Consider the following 19,909-nt stretch of genomic DNA (forward strand, 5'->3'; position numbering starts at 1 on the left):
CACACTAGCCTATGTCGTCACCATATCGCCGCCATTGACATGAATGCATTCACCTGTGACGTAGGAAGAATCACGGGAGGCGAGATAGACGTAAGCTGCCGCCAGTTCATATGGCTGACCAGCCCGACCCATAGGTGTCTCCGTTCCAAATACTTGCACATCCTCCGCGGAGAAGCTGGCAGGAATAAGAGGTGTCCAGATGGGACCAGGTGCAACAGAATTCACGCGGATTCCCTGTGCTGCGAGGGATTGGGAAAGTACACGAGTGAGCGACACAACAGCTCCTTTGGTGGAGGAATAATCGATCAACTGGACGTTACCTTTGTATGCTGTAATGGAAGCCGTATTAATGATGGAGGCATCTCTGCACAGATGGGGGAGAGCGGCCTGGATCAGAAAGAAATAAGCGAACACGTTCGTCTGAAAGGTATGGTATAGCTGCTCTTCCGTAATATCGACAATGCTTGGTTGCACATATTGCACGCCATGGTTGTTGACCAGAATATCGATCTTTCCATAGGTCTCCATCGTTGTGCGAATGACAGCCTCACAGTTTTTCTTTAGGCGGAGATCGATCTCGATTAATAGGCAGCGCTGTCCCAGCTCTTCGATCCGTTCACGAGTCCTTTCGGCGTCTGTCCGTTCATATAGATAAGCGATGACGATATCTGCACCTTCCTTGGCAAAAGCGATGGCTGCTGCCCGGCCAATTCCGCTATCACCACCCGTAATAATGGCAACTTTGCCTTCGAGTTTGCAGCTGCCGATATAAGCGGGATCTTCACTAATTGGTTCAGGTACCATCAGGGTTTCCAGACCGGGTTGCTGGTCCTGATGCTGGGGTGGAAATGCCAGTTTTTGCTCTTTGCAGACTGTTTTCTCACCATAAAAAGGATAGACAGGATTCATTCGCTTTACATCCTCCTCGAACGTTCATTGATACGGATAACCTATGCATTCGCCCAGAAGGATGTGCGAGAGGAGCAGGCACAGCGGTTGTTTTTTGCGCAAAATATACCATAATAAGGATAGATCCTTAAATCGATGGAGGTGTCAGGAGCCACATGAATATTCAAGGAATTAATCATTTGTGCTTTTCCGTATCCAATCTGGAGCGGTCCATTACCTTTTATGAGCAGGCTCTCGGTGCCCGAATTCAAGTGAAAGGACGCAAACTGGCTTATTTCGAGTTGGCCGGTCTGTGGATCGCCCTGAATCAGGAGGATGTTATTCGCAATTATACGGAACGAACCTATACTCATATTGCTTTTACTGTTAAAGAAGAAGAGTTCGACGAATCTGTGCAGCAACTTCGAGCAGCCGGGGCGGACATTCTACCTGGAAGGCCAAGAGATCCGCGGGATGCTGCTTCTGTATATTTTACCGATCCGGATGGACATCTGTTCGAATTGCATACAGGCACGATGAAGCAAAGGTTGGATTATTACCGTGAAGATAAGGCTCATATGACCTTTTATCCATGATTTCCATGTGAAAATAAAGAAAATTCGAGATTGTAACTCACATATCTATTGTCTAAACATTGGCATTACCTATAATATGGACAAATGGTACCTTAATTTACCAATGTTAAATTCATTGGTTCAATTCCAAGGAGGTTTGTCATGATTCAGTTCCCTAAACCGGATGTTGAGCAATATTTTCAGACGTACCGCATTTCGCATTTTGCCGTATCGGCAGACGAGAAACGTTTGTTCATGGACAGCAATCTGAACGGTCAGCCGAATATTTGGGCAATGGATTTGCCTGGAGGGTATCCGTATCCTTTAACGTACTTGAATCAGAGCAGTCAATTTATCAAAGCAGACCCGCAAGGACGGCATCTTCTTACCGCGTTTGATCGGGATGGAGATGAGAACTATCATCTGTATGCACTTCCACCCGAGGGTGGGGTTCCATTGCCTGTGGTTCCGGCGGAACCGAATGATCGCTGTTATTTCTCAGAGTTGTCCGAGGATGGACAACGTCTCTATTATGTCACCAGCGCGGGTAATCCGAACTATCTGAATTCACGGCGCATCGATCTGGAGACAGGGGAAGACGAACTGTTATACAGTGGAGAAGAGGTTACGAGCAGCCTGGTTGCTATAAGTCCTGACGAGAAGAGTTATGTCATTCTCAAAATGTACTCGAATACGTATCAGACGGCACATCTGTATCGTAACGATGAAGAAATGGTAATTTTGCCATCCTCAGAACGTCATAGTCAGGTATCCGATCTGATTTTTGCAGATGACAATCGCCTTCTGTTCATTACCAATGATGGCTCGGCATATTCCTATGTGGCTGAGTACCGTATCGATACCCGCGAATTCCGTTCATTGTGCAAAATCAAAGGGGAAGATGTGGAGTTTATCCGCTGGCATCAGGCTTCCGAGACCTTATATTTCTGGACACTTACAGGGCCGGAGAATCGTATGTACGTATTAGGCAAAAATGCCGATGAGCCTCGGCGCGTAGATATGCCGCTGGATACGATAGAGCAGGTGAACGTGACGAAGGCTGGCAATGTGTATATCCTCGGACGTGGAGCAATCCAGCCGCATAATATTTATCGCAAAATGGCAGGTGCTGATTCATGGGAGTCGCTGACGGCCAATCGGGTAACGGGACTTGACCCAAGTGATCTCGTGTACCCTGACGTTATTCGTTATAAATCCTATGACGGACTGGAGATTGAAGCTCTCTTGTTCAAAGCAAAGCCAGAGCAGGCCAATGGATACACTGTATTTTGGCCTCATGGTGGGCCGCAAGCCTCCGAAGCGAAGTTTTTTCGGCCGATGTTCCAGATGATGCTCGCGCAGGGCTATCATATCTTTGCACCGAATTTCCGGGGCAGTACCGGATATGGTGCGGAGTTCGTCAAATTAGTTGAACGAGATTGGGGCGAAGGGCCAAGACTGGACTGTGTTGCCGGGATCAACTGGCTGTTTGATCAGGGAATTACCTCGCCAGAGCGGTTGTTTGTGGTAGGTGGAAGTTATGGGGGATACATGACCCTGTTATTGGCAGGACGCCATCCGGAGCTGTTCCGGGCTGCGGTTGATATTTTTGGGCCAAGTAACCTGTTCACATTCCTGGAATCCGTACCGGAAGACTGGAAGCCGATGATGGATAACTGGCTGGGTGATCCTGTCCGTGACCGCGAACGTTTAACGAAGGATTCACCGATTACGTATCTCGATCAGATGGTTAACCCAATGCTGGTCATTCAGGGGGCCAATGATCCAAGGGTCGTGAAGGCCGAGTCCGATCAGATCGTGGCTGCGCTCCAGTCGAAGGGACTTGATGTGGAATACATCGTTCTGGACGATGAGGGCCATGGCTTCTCCAGAAAGGCAAACGAGATTCTCGTGTATCGCCGGATGCTGGAGTTTTTGCAGAAACATCAGGAGTCACCCGTCGCACAGGCTTAAGTTGAAGATTCCATCATTGACTGAGATATAGTGAGATGACCAAAACCGCCAGAGATCATTATTGATCTTTGGCGGTTCTATCCGTGCGTCCAGATGTTGGTCGACATATATGATACATACGTTAGTTTGGAAGGCCGCTATCCTTGAGCGACCTGTCCAAATCTACTCATCCAGCAATGCAAGAATTGAATCGATGGACTGCTCCGCCCACTTTGCAAAAGGCAGGTCGGCTGCCCACGTCACTTGTCCTGTCGCTTTGGCTTCCCCCCACCACAAGATACGTTGATAGAGCAGATGCATGCTGAGACGTGTGCGGAAGTGTTCGCATTTCTCCTCATCTGCTGCACAGACCAGATCCCGGTAGCAGCGAAGAAACTGTGCGGCCAGCTCTGGTTGCCCCTCACGAACATACCTGGTGGATATTTTGGTTAGGTCAGCTGTGCCGTCTCCAAAATAGGCCGTTGTAAAATCAAACAGACCACTAATCTGCCAACCTGAACGGTCGTCCACATGTTGAATCAGAATATTCTCGACCTTGAAGTCTCCCATGACAAAACTCGGAACAGCTTTGGAACGAAATGCCGGTTCAGCATTCTTGAATTGCTCGTCCACCCACTGAACATCGTCATCCGTAATCACCGAGTATTGCTCCGCATCATGTAACCAGTGGCGAATGGTTCCGTACAACCAGTCCAGATAATCGCCTGCAAAGGAAACAATCTGCTGCGCTACAGGATCATATTCCCCAGCGTCAGGCACCTTCCAGCGGTGCAGCTCAGCCAAAGTATGGGCAAGCATACAGGCGATCTCTTCCTGATCCTGCTGTGACAGTGAAGCCTGGAATGCTGGATCATACAGGTGATTTCCGGGCAGGCGCGGCATGATGGCATAACTCCAGCCTAGAAGTTCGGTATCTTCCTGTAATAAATAGGGGTCAGGGACAGGAATGGACGTATGTTTCGCCAGTTGTTCTACAAAGAACTTTTCTTCCTGTAACTGTCCTGCATATAGAGGATTGCCTTTCAGAATATACTCTCCACGGGAAGTTCGAATGAGCAAGGTCTGCCCCATAACCCCTTTATCCGTTCGTTGATAGTCTTCAAGGGTTCCCAGTTCAAGTTCATTCAGCGCGTCCTGCAATGAAATGGCAGCCACTTCGCCAAGTTGATTGGAACCAAAATAGATACGGGTTGTCATATGGCCGGATCCTCCTGAAGTTTAGTCCTCATTCTCTTCGTCAGACAGGTCATACCAGTCCTCATCGACCAATCCACGGATGAAAGCTTCAAAATTCGGCGCCAGATATGTAATCTCATAATCATGTTCCTGATCCACATGAACGACACAGGGTTCGCCCTCAGGACCACAGAAGCGATAATCTAACATAACGACATCATGGCCAGCGGATGGACAATCACAGATCACAATCCCCAGGTCAGGGTATCCCCAATCTTCGATCATGAACCGACTCCCAAACTCTCCTCCAAGGGAATACATCTTGTCCCGGCCGATCCCCAAAATACTTGAAATCTCAATATGGTCCACAGCCCAGGAGGTTGCTTCTTCGGTTGGGAACACCGTTCGTGTAGGGATTCCACCATTTTGGGTATGCATAAGCTGAATATAGGAGGCAGGGAGCTTGTAACCAAATTCATGTTCAAGCGATACAATCATGTCTTCGTCAAAGGGGGCCGACACATGGTTATCCCGTGCATAATCACTCTGCTTCCAGAATGTCACTGGGTCGTACGTTCCTGAAGCAGCACGAAGATGGTTCAACGTGCCACGCTGCTCCCATGCTGTAACGTGTTCTTCATGGCGTTGTCGATCCCGTCGCATCTTCTCGGTAAAAGGTCGAATCTGACTTAGAAATTCAAGGGTTGATTCATCATGTGGCTGAAGTTCGTTAGCTCTCTCAAACGCCAATAGTGCTTGTTCATAGTCGGCGATATAACAGTACGCGTACCCTAAGCGATATTGCCAGAGCGGATCGTTTACCCCTTGTTCCGCGACAGACATTAGTTGTTGAATGGCTTCGCGGTAACGTGCGTCATTGTTATAGGCTCTGGCGAGTTGACCAATCAGATCATAATCCCGTTCTGAGACGGGGATATGCTCGATACGTTCAATAATGAGACTGAATTGGTCCTGCTCATGCCACAAGTTGATTTGTTCCAGCAGTTCTCTTTCCATGAATAGGCCTCATTTCGTTGGGAGGGATGTGAGTCTTTTACAAACTATCTTACAGGGTTAAGAGGCAAAAAAACACTCCCGCATGCAGATAGCCATGAAGGCATTCTATCAAAGGGAGTGCTTTAATGTGTGCTTATTTATATCGGGATACTTGATCAGAAGATTTTACAAATCGTCAAATCCGTTATCGTCACCAACTTTACCGTAGTTACGGGATTTGGCTTCGAAGAAGTCGGTTTTGGTTGCATTCAGTGCTTCATCGGAGAATGGTTTGATCCAAGGCATGCAGTTTACATCCACACCTTCATATGCTTTTTCCATACCCATCAGACGCAGACGTTTGTTGGCGATGTACTTGATGTAATCTTCCAGCTCGTTCAGGTCAATGCCGCGTACGTTGCTGAGCGTGTAATGTGCCCAGTTGGTTTCGAGCTCAACCGCACGATTAATGGTTGTGTATACATATTCCATGTTCTCAGGTGTGTTCAGTTCAGGGAAGTCCACCAGCAACTGTTTGTACACTTCAGCAAAGAAGTAACAGTGTTGATTTTCATCTCGCTGGATATAGGAAATCATCTGGCTGGTTGCCATCATTTTCTGGTCACGGGCCAGGTTGTAGAAGAAGGCAAATGTACTATAGAAGAAGATTCCTTCGAGTACCAGATCGGCCACCATGGCTTGGAAGAACGTCTGTGGAGACGGCTCGTCCCGGAAGTTCTGATAGATATCAGCGATGAAACGGTTGCGGTCGAGCAGCACCGGATCATGTTTCCAGTATTCAAAAATTTCCTTTTGCTCCCGATCAGATACGATGGAAGAGAGGACGTAGGAATACGATTGGTTATGAACAACTTCCTGCTGTCCAATAATGGCCGAGATCGCTTCGAGTGAAGAATCGGTAAAGTAACGTTTTACGTCACCCACAAACATCGTCTGCATGGAATCAAGTACCGCGAGCAGGGAGATGTTGATTTTGAATGTACGTTGTTCTTCCTCATCCAGTTGAGCAAACTGGGAAGCATCTTTGGACATGGGAATCTCGTCTGCAATCCAGTGGTTGAGCAGCAGTACTTTGTACAATTTGTACATATGTGGCATGCGAATGTCGTTCCAGTTCAGGATACCGGAGCATTCACCTTCAATAATACGGGTGGATTGGTTAGGGGCTTCGGTGTTAAAAATTTTCTGTACTTGCATCGTCCGTTCACTCCTTGAATGAATTTACACTGCATAACTACGATGACAGAACAACCTTCCGATCACTGTTATCCCCTGATTTTATTGATTCCCTCTTTTAAAGGGAAAATCCGGTGATAAAGGCGAACGCTCCGTTTCTTCAGCTTTGTTCTGTCCTCTTCGTTATCGTGTAATCATTAATTCTTTTATATATAATGTGGCATCTATATTAACATCTTGCGATGCTGTGATCGTGTTTTAGGCAAAAAAGAACCAGGGCAACGCCATTTTGCAATCAAAACAGGATGCCCTGGTGGTCATCGTGAATCTAGTCAATCTGCTCTATCATGGATAAAACTTAGCTTGCGCAGGAATCGCATTCTTCAATGGTTAATGCCCGGCTACGAACGTAATACGTCGATTTCATGCCGGCTCTCCAGGCGTGCAAGTGCAGTTCCAGGAATTCCGTTGCTTTGATATCCGGACGAACATACAGGTTGAAGCTCTGTCCCTGATCGACGTGGCGTTGACGAGCAGCAGCCATATTAATGGAAGCATGTTGATCGACCATGAATGCTGTTTTGTAGTACCAGATCGTTTTTTCGGACAGATCAGGTGCCGGATTGGCAATCTTGTATGTCGTTTTCTCTTCATAGGACAACAGTTCGTAAAGTGGATCAATGCTGGCTGTTGAACCTGCAATTATGGACGTTGAACCATTTGGTGCAATGGCGAACATCCAAGCGTTACGGACACCGTTTTGCTGAACCTGTGCTTGCAGTTCTTTCCATTGTTCTGTTGTAACGAATTCGCCCACGCGCTCACCAGTTGTGTATTCCCGTTGGTCGAAGTATTTGCCTGTTTGCCAATCGGAACCTTGGAATTTCGGATAATGTCCTTTTTCCTTTGAAAGTTCCATGCTGGCTTTCACAAGCAGATAGTTAATTTTTTCATAGAGATTATCGTTATATGTGACAGCTTCTTCCGATTCCCAACGAATGCCTTCAAGAGCAAGCAGATGATGAAGTCCGAAGGTTCCCAGACCAACCGCACGGTATTGACTGTTGGTGTATTGGGCTTGCAGCACTTCAATGTTGTTGATATCGATAACGTTGTCCAGCATACGAACCTGAATCGGTACCAGACGTTCCAATACATCATGAGGTACAGCACGTGCCAAGTGAATCGAGTTCAGGTTGCAGACTACGAAATCGCCAGGTACTTTGGAAATCACGATGCGGGTTTGTCCATCCTTGGTAACGAGCTCTTCCTTTTCAACTACAGTCGCAGATTGGTTCTGCATGATTTCGGTACAAAGGTTGGAAGAGTATACCATGCCGTGTGCACTGTTCGGGTTCGAACGGTTAACGGTATCCCGGTAGAACATGTACGGCGTACCTGTTTCCAGTTGGGATTTCATCACACGTTTCATGATATCAATCGCCTGAACCGTGATACGGGACAACAGTGGGTGGTTGACCGCTTCCTCATACTTCTCACGGAACGCGCCTGCGCCTACAGTTTCATCATAGAAATCTTCCAGTCCGAGTGCACGACCGTTCTCATCTTTCCAGCCCATCACTTTTTTCGTTTCGTGCGGGCAGAACAGACTCCACTCACCGCGGCTGGCTACTCGCTCCATGAACAGGTCAGGCAGACAGATGCCGTGGAATACGTCATGTGCACGCATCCGTTCGTCACCGTTGTTCAGCTTCAGATCAAGGAAGGCCAGAATGTCTTTGTGGAAGACGTCCAGATATACGGCAATGGCACCTTTACGTGTACCAAGCTGGTCTACGCTGACCGCTGTATTATTCAGTTGGCGAATCCAAGGGATTACACCGGAACTTGTGTTTTTGTGTCCACGGATATCCGATCCACGAGCTCTGACTTTACCAAGGTAAACGCCGATGCCGCCGCCCATTTTGCTCAGACGGGCTACATCTGTATTGGAATCGAAGATACCTTCAAGTGAGTCGTCCACAGTATCAATGAAGCAGCTGGAGAGCTGTCCAGCCACTTTTTTGCCCGCATTGGACATCGTAGGTGTAGCTGCTGTCATATACATGTTGCTCATCGCCCAGTAAGCTTCCTTGACGAGTTCCATACGTTTCTCAGCAGGCTCCTGATGCATCAGGTACATCGCAATAACCATATAACGCTCTTGAGGCAACTCCATTACTTTTCCGTCAAAATCGTGAGCAAGGTAACGTTCTGCCAGTGTGAGCAAGCCGATATAATCGAAGAGCAGATCGTTGCGATAGTCAATGCACTCCGCAAGTTCATCAATCTGTTCTTTGGTGTAACATTCCAGCAATTCTTCACGGTAGATGCCTTTTTTCACGAGGTCTACAAGAAGAGGATGGAATGCCCCATAAGGCTCGTCCGGGTAAGACTTGTATCTGCGGTTGGTAGCCGCTTTTTTGTACAGGGAAGTGAGCAGGGAGCGTGCCGCTGCAAATTTCCAGTTAGGCTCCTCTTTGGTTACCAGTTCCAGTGCGCTCATCATAAAAGCGTTGCTGATCTCGTCTCCGGTAACTTCATCACGGCGGAGCTTGCTGTTTACCCCGCGTACCAGACGTTCCTTGTCGAGCATGTCCAGTCCTTCCAGGATACGGTCGGCATATACCGAGATACGCATATCATCAAAGGCAAGCTGGCGGTTGTTCGGCTTGGTCACAACTTGTGGCATGAATATTCCTCGCTTTCGCATGTTTAAGAGATAAATTGGAGAAATTCTTTATATAAAGAATTGAGTGTCTTTCTTACGGTGAGAAAAAGAAATAGGGTTACGTTTTGCGGACTGAAACGGCGGCGACAAATCATGTCTTAGATCGCTCAACTTGAGCGCACAAAGCAGCACAATGCAGAACATGCTCATATAAAAAGCATTCTCCCGCCTCGCGGCTGAAAATGCCCATGGATGCTCTGGCTTCCTTGCTGTCTTGAAGGTTCAGGATATCGACAGAGAAGGGTGCTTATGTAAGCTTTTGTCTATATGCAGATGTGCCTGTAGTTTGAGGATACCGGATGCAGTCCAAACAGCCCCGTTAACCTCTGTGTCAACTCTGTTTCGAGAAAGCGATTTACACCTACAGGGACGTGCCTTTGGAGGTGATTTCATCCTGTTTTTCGCGAGAATGCAGAAGGTGACTATTAGAAGCGGAGAAATCTAGCGTTACTACATTTTGTAGCTGTCAACATACTGTAACCCAACATATTGTGTTTGTAAAGTGGGCAGAACCAGTAAAACGTAATTCCGAGTATACCATTTAAGCGAGGAATCCGCAAAGGAAAAGGACTGGAAGATTTGAAGATTTATCAAAAAAAATTTTTGAACATTTTGAATGACGTGTTCACGTCAGTTTGAATTGTAACGCATTCAACTGGTAGAATAAAAGTAGTCAAATTTCGACTAAAATAAGCGGCAGCGGTTGTTCACGGGGCCCAGAGGAGGCGGAGCAAAATGGCAATAGCAGAAGTGACTGTCATTCCAATCGGAACGGGTACAACGAGTCTAAGCAGTTATGTGGCGGACATGCAAAAGGTATTGGAACATCAGCGGGGCATTACATATCAGTTGACTTCCATGAGCACCATTATTGAGGGACCGCTTAATGAGATCTTTACAGCAATTGCGGCTCTGCATGAAGCACCGTTTCTGTCAGGTGCCCAGCGTGTGTCCACATCCGTCAAAATTGACGACCGTCGTGACAAACCGGATGCCTCAAGTATACAGAAGTTACAATCGGTACAGGATAAACTGACGTCACTTCAGGCAAGACCCAATTAATTCCTAATATATATGGTTGGTTGTTAGTTATGTAAATACGCCACATCCTTTAATCGAATGTCCAAAAGACCAGTCTCTTCAAGAGCTGGCCTTTTTGTATGCTCATTTAACAGTTTAATCGGCAACTACCAATGAAGCTCCAATCAAAGTGGCGTTGGTGTATCCTCCGCTAATTCGTATGAAATCTTCATCGTAATTCGTAACATTTTTATTCAAATGTTTGGTGTACATACATACGGTTGATATACCCGTGAGATTTATTTATGACTTAAACGTGTTTGAACATAACAGACAGACCTTGAGAACTAATCCTGTATGTATGTTCAGAGAATAATCTGTGAAAAGAACCGCCCATTTTCGACCTGAGCCCGGTCCCATGTGTGATTGGTGCATATAGTGAACTGTACCTCAAATCAAAGGAGGGGTTTACATGAGTGGAGTAGTAGGTGGATACGGCGGCGCATGGACATCGACTGGCGCGATCTTGGTTCTCTTTATCTTGTTGGTCATTATTTCTAAAGCATTCCTGATCTAATAACCGGCTTGGACCCTAATATATTCGTAAAGGAGGGTTCTGCATGAGCAATGTAGTTGAAGGCGTAGGCTATGGCGGCTGGACATCAACCGGAGCAATCCTGGTTCTGTTCATTCTTCTCGTAATCATTACTAAATCATTCTGGGTATAATATGGCGAGCTCTGCCGGGCAACCGGTGGGGTTTTTTTCTAGAGGACAAGCATGGTGGAGAGCCAGGGAGAGGAGTTAGCTTATGGTGAACGGAAGAATTGAATGGGATTTACGAGTGTGCAAGGACGTTATTCTTTCGAAAAAAGAGATGGTTACTTAACGGCTAAACGCCCATTTTGTCGGAAGTAGGGCGATAGCCCGGTCCAGAGGTAGGCTGAATACATAGCTTAGGGGTGTAGGCAAATGTTAAGGAGGAATGAACAATGAGCGAAGTAAAACCGAATTCACCGAACGGACAGGGGCATGTATACGGACATATGGGAGGTTATGAGCATATGCAAGGATACCAATACACAGGTCATGAAATGCATGGGTATGGATATGGTTGTGGAACAATGCCAATGGGATATGGCTATGGATACGGACACCATGCCAATCAGGCTCCAATGATGCATGGTTATCAACAGGGTTGCGGAGTATCCTATGGGCATGGCGGCGGAAGCTGGGGTTCCATGGGTACGATCCTTGTACTGTTCATACTGCTGGTTATTATCTCCAAAACGATGTTCATCTAATTGGTTACGAATGCAAAGAGGCTTTCGCTGATCGTGGATCATTACGATAGGGGCTGACTCATCAACTTTAAATAAACACTATGTTCCATGTTGGGGCATAAAGTACTCATGAGTCAGAACGGGACAGCGTAGGATCTCATCCTGCGGTGTCCCTTTTTTACTTTGTGAATCGTTCTTTAACGAACTCCACAGGCTCTATTCCATGAATTTCTGACGTTTCAAGAGTTTAACGAATCGTAGACGTCTAATGAGCTGAATTTGGGCACATTTGGAGCTTATACTCATGAAGTGACATGGATTAACGTTGCTGGGATTTGTTAGATTTTACATACCGTAGAAATCCTCAATATAAGGTGTGCAGGATTCGTTAGCGTCTGGTGAGCCCGATAGGCGGAAGGAGAGACTGTTCAACTGAGGGAACGGGGTCTGACAGTGTGTAGACGGTGCTTGAAATGTGTATGTAGACATGGATAAACACCCGGAACCCAATTCCGGGTGCTTTGTGTATGTTTTCAATCTTCTCAAGAATAAGTGATATCCAAAACAACAAAAGCCCTACCTCTCTTTTGTCCTTGCGGCTCCGATGACCGCGCCAGTGTGAATGGGAACATCTTGTGAAACTCTGTACTACCGGGTTATTGTGATGCAGGTTCTTCAATCTTCATAGGTTGATTGTGCTTAATTCGCTGCGGTCGCAGCATGAAGAAAATATTCCGGGGTTTAAAGAAGACAGAAATCATATGAGGTTGTTTAATACAACTCTTATACTATACCACAGGTTGTAATTTATTGCAATAAAAAGGAAAGTACGAACAGAAAAACATGTTTTTCGGGTAGTCCTTCAAGACAATAGCTGAAATATTCGTTTGAAAATAAACAGAATTTTTTCAAACTATTTCTCAATTGAGGTAATCCTCTTCAAAAGATTCTGCGTAGGTTATAATAAGAGGGAAGAAACAGAAAGGGGCCCTCGCATGACTGAATCGATGGAGGACAGCAGGTTAATGCGACAGATTGCGGAACGTGATTCCTCCGCACTGGAGCTTTTATATGACCGTTATGAGCGAGCGGTGTATTCTTTTGCCTATCGGATCGTTGGCGATCCCATGACGGCCGAAGAGACCGTTCAGGAACTTTTTATGCGGGTCTGGAATAATGCTGAACGATACGATGCCTCACAGGGGAAGCTGACCACATGGATGTTTGCGATTACGCGCAACATAGCAGTGGACATGCTGAGGCGGAGATCGAAAGGGGCAGCGGCTACTTCAGTTGAACACGAGACACTGGCGGCCTATGCCGATGAGCATACGAATACGGAAGAAGAAGTGCAGCGTAAATGGGAAGGCACTCGGATTAAAGAGGCGTTGTCCCAACTGAATGGTGATCAGCAGCAAGTTATAGAATCGATTTATTATGCGGGATTAACCCAGCAGGAAGTATCCAGCCGATTCGGGATTCCGCTGGGTACAGTAAAGAGCCGTGTCAGGCTTGCCATGCGACAGCTCCAAAAGTTGCTGGCCGATGCTGAATTGCATCCGGACGCGGGAAGGGAGGGCATACATCCATGATAGAGCGACATGAGGAGTGGTCTGATCTGGCACCGATGTATGTGCTGGGCGGACTGGAAGCAGAGGAAGTGGCAGCGTTTGAAGCCCATATGGCAACTTGCGAAACTTGTCGCCAGGAGGTGAGGGAATTGCAGGAAGTGACTGGCTTCCTGCCACTTGCGGCGGAACCTGTAGCACCGCCGCCAGGCATGCGAGCACGCGTGCTGGGCAACGTGCTCGGACATGTGCAGGAGAGCGCCGAGGCGAAGTCGGCGGCTGCTCCTGCAGAACCTGAAGCACCCGTGGTGCTTCAGGAGGATCTTGCGCCGCAGCACGAACGTGCGGCGCAGCCCGGGCCAGGCCTGCCGCCGGTAACGGCGGTGCCTGCGGCCCGGGGAGAAGAGGCTGCCCAGGCACAGCCATGGCAGCCTCAAGGGCGCGCGCGTGCGCGCAGCAGCCGCGCCTGGCGCGTGGCCAGCGCCGGCCTTGCGGCAGCGGCGCTGGTGCTTGGCGTGTACGCGGCGCAGCTGCAGAGCCAGATCGACTCGCTGACGCAGCAAGCGGCGGGCTCGTCGGCTACACAAGAGCAATTGGTGCAGGTACAGGCGCAGAATGCGCAGCTGCAAGAGCAGCTGGCATCAGCGCTGGAACCTGCACAGGGCATGCAGACTGGCGAGGCAGTGAAGCTGAATCCTGCAACGCAGGATATTGTAGCTCAGGGTCTCGCAACCATCGTAATTGACAGCAAAGGCACTCACTTGGTTGTGCAGGCTGAGAACCTGCCGAATCTGGAAGGCAATGAGGCATTTCAGGTGTGGTTGATCAAGGGAGATACGCCTCAGAATGCGGGGACGTTCCTTAGTCGTGATGGGACGGGTGCGGTATACTACACACTGGATTCGGCCAACGACTATGACACGGTTGCGATCACGCTAGAACCGGATGCCATGGGGGAGGAACCAAGGGGTACGATGATTCTGGCTGCCAAGATCAAAGGATAAATATAGGATATATCACCAAAGGCTGCTCCGGTTGTGGAGCAGCCTTTTCGTGTTTTACAGATTACCACCAGAAGACGAGACAGGGCCAAATTTTTTGAAACGATTCGACAGTGGAGATCTTGGTACCCATCCATTGAATTTTATTAATTTTTTTTGGCGGTGCAACCGATAAACAAATAGAAGGAAATACCCTAATTTTCCCGCATATCAAGGGAGAACGGGTTTGCACATAGAGAGTGAGGGGTTCAGTTGGAAGCATACCGTTCATTTATCTTTCGCCTGATACGCAATTATCTGATCGGTTCACTGGCAGCTGTTTTTGTTGTTGGTACAGTGGTTATGGTATCTACATTACAAATACCCGATATTCAATTTGTTCGACTCATCGGCATTGTACTGATTTCAATTTTGTTCATGCTGGTTGCAGAGTTAATTACGCTGTGGGTGCAGCTTGGACCCATAAGACAATTTTTCACTTCCGAGCATCACGAGCGAGACGAATTGAACCATATGTACGAGAAAATTCATCGTTTCCCGGGACAGACCATATATCGAATTATGGGTCCGCACATGCTTGGTTTTTCGATTCCGGCAGCGGGATTAACCATATGGATGATATCCACGGGGTGGCTTGAGTTCCCGTACGTGTACATAGTAGTGGCTGCCGCATGTGCATTTTTGATTGCCATCATGCATGCGCTCATTGAGTATTACCTGACGGTGAGGGCGATAAGACCCTTGTTACTTGAGGTCCGTCATCGAGGCAAAATCCAATACGGGATGGAGCCTTCACTGGGAGGACGTATCCTGGTATCGATCCAGCGTAAATTTCAGCTAAGTACATCACTCATCGGATTGTTCCCGTTATTTTTATTTTTCCTCGCTACCTCAATCCGGCTTCAGTATATGGACAGAGAATTTGCGAGAGAGTACATTCTGTGGGGGATTGTCATCGTTGTGCTTGGTGCTGGATTTGCACTGGTGGGAAGCTGGCTGTTGATTCGGGATGTTCGTGATCCGGTTGCTGAATTGACACAGGAGATGAACCGAATTCAGGAGGGAGACCTCGGCAGAAGAGCTCCTGATCTGTATGCGGATGAATTTTCTGCACTGATCTCCGGCTTTAATATGATGATTAATCGGCTTGAGATGAGGCAGGAACGTAATCGACAGTTGTTGCAAAGTTATTTTTCGATGCTGGCGGCGGCTTTGGACGCTCGAGATAAGTACACCGCAGGGCATTCCATGCGGGTGGCCGAGTATTCACTGATGATTGGCAAGCTGAGCGGAATGAATGAGGAACAGGCGGATTTATTGTACAAATCAGCTCTACTCCATGATATCGGGAAAATCGGCATACCGGATGAGGTACTGCTGAAGGATGGAAAACTGAGCGATGAAGAATTCGCGATTATTCGCACACATCCCGTGCAGGGAGAGAGCATTCTGTTACAGATAGAGCCTATTGATGCCATGGCGGACTTTCTGCCGGGTGTACGTTCTCACCATGAGAGATATGATGGCAAAGGATACCCGGATGGGATGGCTGGTGAAGATATTCCCCTTTTTGGCCGCATCATAGCAGTAGCGGATGCTTTTGATGCCATGACGTCGGATCGACCTTATCGGAATGGGATGAGTCACGAGAAAGCGCTAACGATTTTGGAAGAAGGAAAAGGGACCCAATGGGACCCCTATTTTGCAGGTTTGTTTATTGATGAATGGAGACGACAACAGCATCTTCAGAAACCATCGAAGTGAGGGATCAGTTGATCCCCTCTGTCCACTTCGATTCTTTTCTGCGTCTCCGGTGTAGAGCGAGGCCGGTTATGATGGTGAGAACACATTCGCCGAGTATGATGGCACCCAAGGCGTCATAGATCACATGTTGTTTGATCATAAGCGTGGATACGATAATGGTCGCTGCTCCTGCAGCCACCAACAGCTTAATGGGTTTGCGAATGCTTGGAACCGAGAGAACGGCACGCATAACCAGATAAGAGTGCAGCGAATGAATACTTGGAAAACAATTAAACGGGCGGTCCTGGCTGTAGAGCCATCCGAGAACAGATACGCCCATGCCTGTACCCGTCAGTTCCGGGCGCGGTACCATGGTCTGAAAGTTGAAGTAGATGAGATAACAGATCCAGACACAGATATTCATGGATAACAAGACGCGATAATACGTCAGACGATCCTTGGCACACAGGTAGGCGAGCACACCGAATACAAATGGGTACCAGCCCAAATATGGAATGGACATGGCGGGTACATAGGGAATGATCTGGTCAAGCGAGGAATTAAGTATTACGAACCCGCGTTCCGGACTATTAAGAATATCATAGAATAGCCCCATGACAGCCAATGACAACATCAAACTTAATGACAGCCAATAGGATTTACTTTTTAACAATTGCACAACAGCGTTCTCCTTTCATTCATGTTCCGATGAACATGCCCCTAGCAAATATCTATTTCTTTAGTTCAATCTATATAGTAGTTCAAATTTGAACAACAATATATTTTACTACGTTCCGCACACAAATTGAATCCTGATTTGTGTATTTTTGTGTACTTTTTTGACGAAGAAGGAATGCAGTAATTTCAATGGACATGATATGATAGAAACACATACGGACGATGGTAACAAGGCCAGTAAAGTCGGGACAACAGGAGTGAGTAAATGCAATTTTTGAAAATGTTCGTATTGAATATGGGGATGCTTATAACGATTGCCTATCTTGCCAGTGTGTTCTATAAATATATCGTCATACGTGCTTCTTCCCGAATGAAACAGATCGGTTCAGTGCTTGTCCTTGTTTTTGCAGGCTGGATCAGTACGGTTTTTGGATTTCAACTCACGGATGAAGTGGTATTTGACCTTCGTTATGTTCCTATAATTGTTGCCGTTCTAACGTACAGACAACCCTATAGTGTAATTATTGTGGGTGTAGGGATAGGTTTATCCAGGTTAACGTTTGGTATCACGGATGCTACGGTGGCAGCGGTAATTAATATGACTTTACTCGGTGTAATATGTGCGGGTTTAAATATATGGATGAGACGCAGCGATTTCAGACTGATCACAAAAGGCATCCTTGTTGTAATTATCGTCAATGTGGTCAATAGTGTGGGCATCGCTATCTTTGGCGTCATCCCGGCTACATATTTTTTCTCTCATATTATGCCTTACACGCTTCCGGCAGGTATTTTGTTAAGCCTTATGTTTGCGTTTATATTACGTGATTTTCAGAATGAACAGAACCGGATTTTGCTTATCCAAAGTACGAACCGGCTATTATCTGTGCAAAAGGAAGAGCTACAGAAAGCCCAGATTGTACTGGAGGATCGAGCGAAACAATTGATGATCGCCTCACAGTACAAATCCGAATTTCTCGCCAATATGTCACATGAGTTGCGTACACCATTGAACAGTGTTATTAACTTTGCCCAGATGATCAGCGAGAACGCGGACACGATGGACCCCGAGGATATTGTACGTTTCGCCACCATGATCGACCAATCCGGACAGGAACTGCTCACACTCATTAACGATATTTTGGATCTGTCCAAAGTCGAAGCGGGGCGACTGGATATAGTACTGGAGGATATCAGTGTGGCACAACTTACCGAAGATGCCATGAGCCACTTCCAACTGGTTGCCGAGAAAAAGGGTATTCAGTTGCAGATGGATAAGAAGCCGGGACTGCCCGACACACTCTGGTCTGATCCCCAGCGGGTTCAACAGATTTTGCGGAATCTGATGTCGAATGCCATCAAGTTCACTCACCGAGGGAAGGTCACGCTGACTGTAAGTACCAAGCAGAGGAAGAATGCAGGTATTCAGAATGGGTGGCTCGTTTTCTCCGTTCAGGACACCGGTATTGGTATTTCTGAGGACAAGCATCATTCCATATTTGAAGCATTTCAGCAGGCTGACGGGTCGATTAGTCGGAAATTTGGTGGTACCGGACTTGGTCTCTCGATCAGTCGGGATTTGGCGAGATTACTGGGAGGTTCGATTGAACTTGAGAGCGTTGAAGGCAAGGGAAGCACCTTCCATCTCTATCTTCCGTTGAACCGTGAAAAAATGAGTTGACAACCTCCGCGCCGTGAGTAGAATTTGGGATGACAACTAGCATCGACCGGCTTTTGAGACCCGGTCTAAGGAGTGTATCCCCATACAGAAGACGGTCAACGTTAACCCTCCCCCGTCAGCAAGCAAACCACGGCGCAAGGGTTCGACACAACGCACAAATTTATCAATTGCAACATGGGAGGGTGTACCGGCAATTATTTTACAGACATTGCTGGGAGGCCCGTTCTTAACCGGGTTTCTGCTATACCTTGGGGCCGGGTCGAGACATATCGGTTTTGTGCTCGCCATTACGACCTTCGTAAACATTGCCCAGATCGGAGCAGCTTACTGGATGCAACGTATTCGCAGTCGCAAACGTATGCTGCTTTTATTTGTGGGCACACATCGTATCTTATGGAGTGCGACGGGACTGATCCCGTTTATCTTCCCCAAAGAGTGGTGGGTAAGCGTATATATTGGTGTGTATACGGTTGCTTTTATATCGAATACGATCGGCGGCATGATCTGGACTTCACTGATTGGCGACATCGTACCTGCCAAGGTGAGAGGGCGTTACTTCGGAATTCGAAATACGATTCTGAATGCTCTTGGAAGCGTATGCTTATTCGCAGGTGGTATTGTATTGGACCGTTACCCCGGAGAAATAGGCTTTCTGATCCTGTTTATTCCGGTTTGGATCTGCGCTATTGCCAATACAGTCATTTATTTCTTTTATCCGGATGTACCATTCGAGCGTTCTACCGAAAAGGTTTTCTGGCGGATGTTTATCAAGCCGTTCCAGGATCGTTCATTCCTGAAAGCAACGCTGTTTCTGGCTGTCTGGTTATTAATCCAGACCTTGATTGTTCCGCTTTATTCCTATGTTATGCTCGATCTATTAAACATTAATTATCAGACTGTATCCCTGATCACGGTGGTCCAGACGCTGGTTATGATGGCAGGTTTCTATGTCTGGGGCAATCTCAATGCCAGGTTTAGCAACAAAACCCTCCTATTTTGGACATTACCGGTCATCGCACTCTCCTGTCTGTCTTGGGGATTAATGTCGTTCATGCCCGTATTGATTGCACTATTTCTATCTCATATCTTTCTTGGGATCGGGGTGGGTGGATTCAATCAGTTGGCATTTAACTTTACGATCGGAGACACCCCCAAAAGTGAAAGACCGATGTTTGTCGCCGTATATTCGGCTCTGACGGGAGTGACTTCATTTCTTGGGCCGCTGCTGGGTGGCTGGTTGTATGAAAAGATGGAGAACTGGTCCGACGCGCTGGCCTGGATCTCAGCCTATGGATTTCAGGTGGGGGTTGGTGTAGTCATGCTCATTCTTACGTTTACCCTTGGACGTCGCGTACTGTTAAAATAGTAATGAACTATATACACTGGTATGAATTCAAAA

17 protein-coding genes are annotated in these 19,909 nt (G+C 47.2%); 11 read left to right on the forward strand and 6 right to left on the reverse strand.

The annotated features are described in order from the left end of the window. Positions 1–9: 9 nt before the first annotated feature. A complete protein-coding gene (locus MKY85_RS02740; protein ID WP_342571725.1) occupies positions 10–909 on the reverse strand; it encodes an SDR family oxidoreductase in 900 nt (299 codons plus the stop codon). Between the two features lie 155 nt (positions 910–1,064). Between MKY85_RS02740 and fosB the strand changes: the two genes are divergently transcribed. After that, positions 1,065–1,484: a metallothiol transferase FosB gene (gene fosB / locus MKY85_RS02745; protein WP_124117873.1), complete on the forward strand. Its 420-nt coding sequence runs from the start codon at positions 1,065–1,067 to the stop codon at positions 1,482–1,484. A 141-nt stretch (positions 1,485–1,625) separates the two neighbouring features. Next, the gene (locus MKY85_RS02750) at positions 1,626–3,437 is read left to right on the forward strand and encodes a S9 family peptidase (RefSeq protein WP_342571726.1); all 1,812 of its coding nucleotides are present in this window, start codon (positions 1,626–1,628) and stop codon (positions 3,435–3,437) included. A 162-nt stretch (positions 3,438–3,599) separates the two neighbouring features. On the opposite strand, the gene MKY85_RS02755 is transcribed toward MKY85_RS02750, so the two are convergent. From MKY85_RS02755 to MKY85_RS02770, 4 genes are all read right to left on the reverse strand, one after another. Next, complete coding sequence (locus MKY85_RS02755) at positions 3,600–4,634, reverse strand: aminoglycoside phosphotransferase family protein (RefSeq protein ID WP_342571727.1); 1,035 nt, start codon at positions 4,632–4,634, stop codon at positions 3,600–3,602. A gap of 21 nt (positions 4,635–4,655) precedes the next feature. After that, positions 4,656–5,630 carry an SMI1/KNR4 family protein gene (locus tag MKY85_RS02760; RefSeq protein ID WP_342571728.1) on the reverse strand — a complete coding sequence of 325 codons (975 nt, stop codon included), beginning with the start codon at positions 5,628–5,630 and terminating at the stop codon, positions 4,656–4,658. A 165-nt stretch (positions 5,631–5,795) separates the two neighbouring features. Further along, a complete protein-coding gene (locus MKY85_RS02765) occupies positions 5,796–6,827 on the reverse strand; it encodes a ribonucleotide-diphosphate reductase subunit beta (protein WP_105601435.1) in 1,032 nt (343 codons plus the stop codon). A 337-nt stretch (positions 6,828–7,164) separates the two neighbouring features. After that, complete coding sequence (locus tag MKY85_RS02770) at positions 7,165–9,498, reverse strand: ribonucleoside-diphosphate reductase subunit alpha (RefSeq protein ID WP_339239321.1); 2,334 nt, start codon at positions 9,496–9,498, stop codon at positions 7,165–7,167. Between the two features lie 774 nt (positions 9,499–10,272). On the opposite strand from MKY85_RS02770, the gene MKY85_RS02775 reads away from it, so the two are divergent. From MKY85_RS02775 to MKY85_RS02805, 7 genes are all read left to right on the forward strand, one after another. Beyond that, positions 10,273–10,599 (forward strand): MTH1187 family thiamine-binding protein, encoded by a 327-nt coding sequence (locus tag MKY85_RS02775; RefSeq protein WP_017690882.1) that lies wholly within the window; start codon positions 10,273–10,275, stop codon positions 10,597–10,599. 430 nt (positions 10,600–11,029) lie between these two features. Beyond that, positions 11,030–11,134, forward strand: coding sequence for a hypothetical protein (locus MKY85_RS02780; protein ID WP_017690880.1), 105 nt, complete (start codon positions 11,030–11,032; stop codon positions 11,132–11,134). A 43-nt stretch (positions 11,135–11,177) separates the two neighbouring features. Beyond that, positions 11,178–11,285 (forward strand): hypothetical protein, encoded by a 108-nt coding sequence (locus MKY85_RS02785; protein WP_017690879.1) that lies wholly within the window; start codon positions 11,178–11,180, stop codon positions 11,283–11,285. 263 nt (positions 11,286–11,548) lie between these two features. After that, the gene (locus MKY85_RS02790; protein ID WP_017690878.1) at positions 11,549–11,860 is read left to right on the forward strand and encodes a hypothetical protein; all 312 of its coding nucleotides are present in this window, start codon (positions 11,549–11,551) and stop codon (positions 11,858–11,860) included. A gap of 974 nt (positions 11,861–12,834) precedes the next feature. Next, the gene (locus tag MKY85_RS02795; RefSeq protein ID WP_339239322.1) at positions 12,835–13,431 is read left to right on the forward strand and encodes a sigma-70 family RNA polymerase sigma factor; all 597 of its coding nucleotides are present in this window, start codon (positions 12,835–12,837) and stop codon (positions 13,429–13,431) included. A gap of 359 nt (positions 13,432–13,790) precedes the next feature. Beyond that, positions 13,791–14,411: an anti-sigma factor gene (locus MKY85_RS02800; protein ID WP_342571729.1), complete on the forward strand. Its 621-nt coding sequence runs from the start codon at positions 13,791–13,793 to the stop codon at positions 14,409–14,411. Between the two features lie 249 nt (positions 14,412–14,660). Further along, positions 14,661–16,172 carry an HD domain-containing phosphohydrolase gene (locus tag MKY85_RS02805; protein ID WP_339239323.1) on the forward strand — a complete coding sequence of 504 codons (1,512 nt, stop codon included), beginning with the start codon at positions 14,661–14,663 and terminating at the stop codon, positions 16,170–16,172. Positions 16,173–16,176: 4 nt separating this feature from the next. Here the strand turns inward: MKY85_RS02805 and MKY85_RS02810 are convergent, their stop codons facing one another. Further along, a complete protein-coding gene (locus tag MKY85_RS02810) occupies positions 16,177–16,830 on the reverse strand; it encodes a phosphatase PAP2 family protein (protein ID WP_342571730.1) in 654 nt (217 codons plus the stop codon). A 264-nt stretch (positions 16,831–17,094) separates the two neighbouring features. On the opposite strand from MKY85_RS02810, the gene MKY85_RS02815 reads away from it, so the two are divergent. Both MKY85_RS02815 and MKY85_RS02820 read left to right on the forward strand, forming a co-directional pair. Beyond that, entirely contained in the window at positions 17,095–18,510 is a 1,416-nt protein-coding gene (locus MKY85_RS02815) for an ATP-binding protein (RefSeq protein ID WP_339239325.1), read from the forward strand. Between the two features lie 208 nt (positions 18,511–18,718). Beyond that, on the forward strand, positions 18,719–19,876 hold the full coding sequence (locus MKY85_RS02820; protein WP_339239326.1) for an MFS transporter: 1,158 nt from the start codon (positions 18,719–18,721) through the stop codon (positions 19,874–19,876). The last annotated feature ends 33 nt before the right edge of the window (positions 19,877–19,909 follow it).

It is taken from the genome of Paenibacillus sp. FSL R5-0749, from assembly GCF_038595085.1.
Classification (GTDB): Bacteria; Bacillota; Bacilli; order Paenibacillales; family Paenibacillaceae; genus Paenibacillus.

Coding starts and splice junctions, on each gene's coding strand:
- MKY85_RS02790 (WP_017690878.1), top strand. CDS start 11,549: ATGAGCGAAGTAAAACCGAATTCACCGAACGGACAGGGGCATGTATAC.
- MKY85_RS02770 (WP_339239321.1), bottom strand. CDS start 9,498: ATGCCACAAGTTGTGACCAAGCCGAACAACCGCCAGCTTGCCTTTGAT.
- MKY85_RS02755 (WP_342571727.1), bottom strand. CDS start 4,634: ATGACAACCCGTATCTATTTTGGTTCCAATCAACTTGGCGAAGTGGCT.
- MKY85_RS02775 (WP_017690882.1), top strand. CDS start 10,273: ATGGCAATAGCAGAAGTGACTGTCATTCCAATCGGAACGGGTACAACG.
- MKY85_RS02750 (WP_342571726.1), top strand. CDS start 1,626: ATGATTCAGTTCCCTAAACCGGATGTTGAGCAATATTTTCAGACGTAC.
- MKY85_RS02795 (WP_339239322.1), top strand. CDS start 12,835: ATGACTGAATCGATGGAGGACAGCAGGTTAATGCGACAGATTGCGGAA.
- fosB (WP_124117873.1), top strand. CDS start 1,065: ATGAATATTCAAGGAATTAATCATTTGTGCTTTTCCGTATCCAATCTG.
- MKY85_RS02760 (WP_342571728.1), bottom strand. CDS start 5,630: ATGGAAAGAGAACTGCTGGAACAAATCAACTTGTGGCATGAGCAGGAC.
- MKY85_RS02740 (WP_342571725.1), bottom strand. CDS start 909: ATGAATCCTGTCTATCCTTTTTATGGTGAGAAAACAGTCTGCAAAGAG.
- MKY85_RS02765 (WP_105601435.1), bottom strand. CDS start 6,827: ATGCAAGTACAGAAAATTTTTAACACCGAAGCCCCTAACCAATCCACC.
- MKY85_RS02815 (WP_339239325.1), top strand. CDS start 17,095: ATGCAATTTTTGAAAATGTTCGTATTGAATATGGGGATGCTTATAACG.
- MKY85_RS02780 (WP_017690880.1), top strand. CDS start 11,030: ATGAGTGGAGTAGTAGGTGGATACGGCGGCGCATGGACATCGACTGGC.
- MKY85_RS02785 (WP_017690879.1), top strand. CDS start 11,178: ATGAGCAATGTAGTTGAAGGCGTAGGCTATGGCGGCTGGACATCAACC.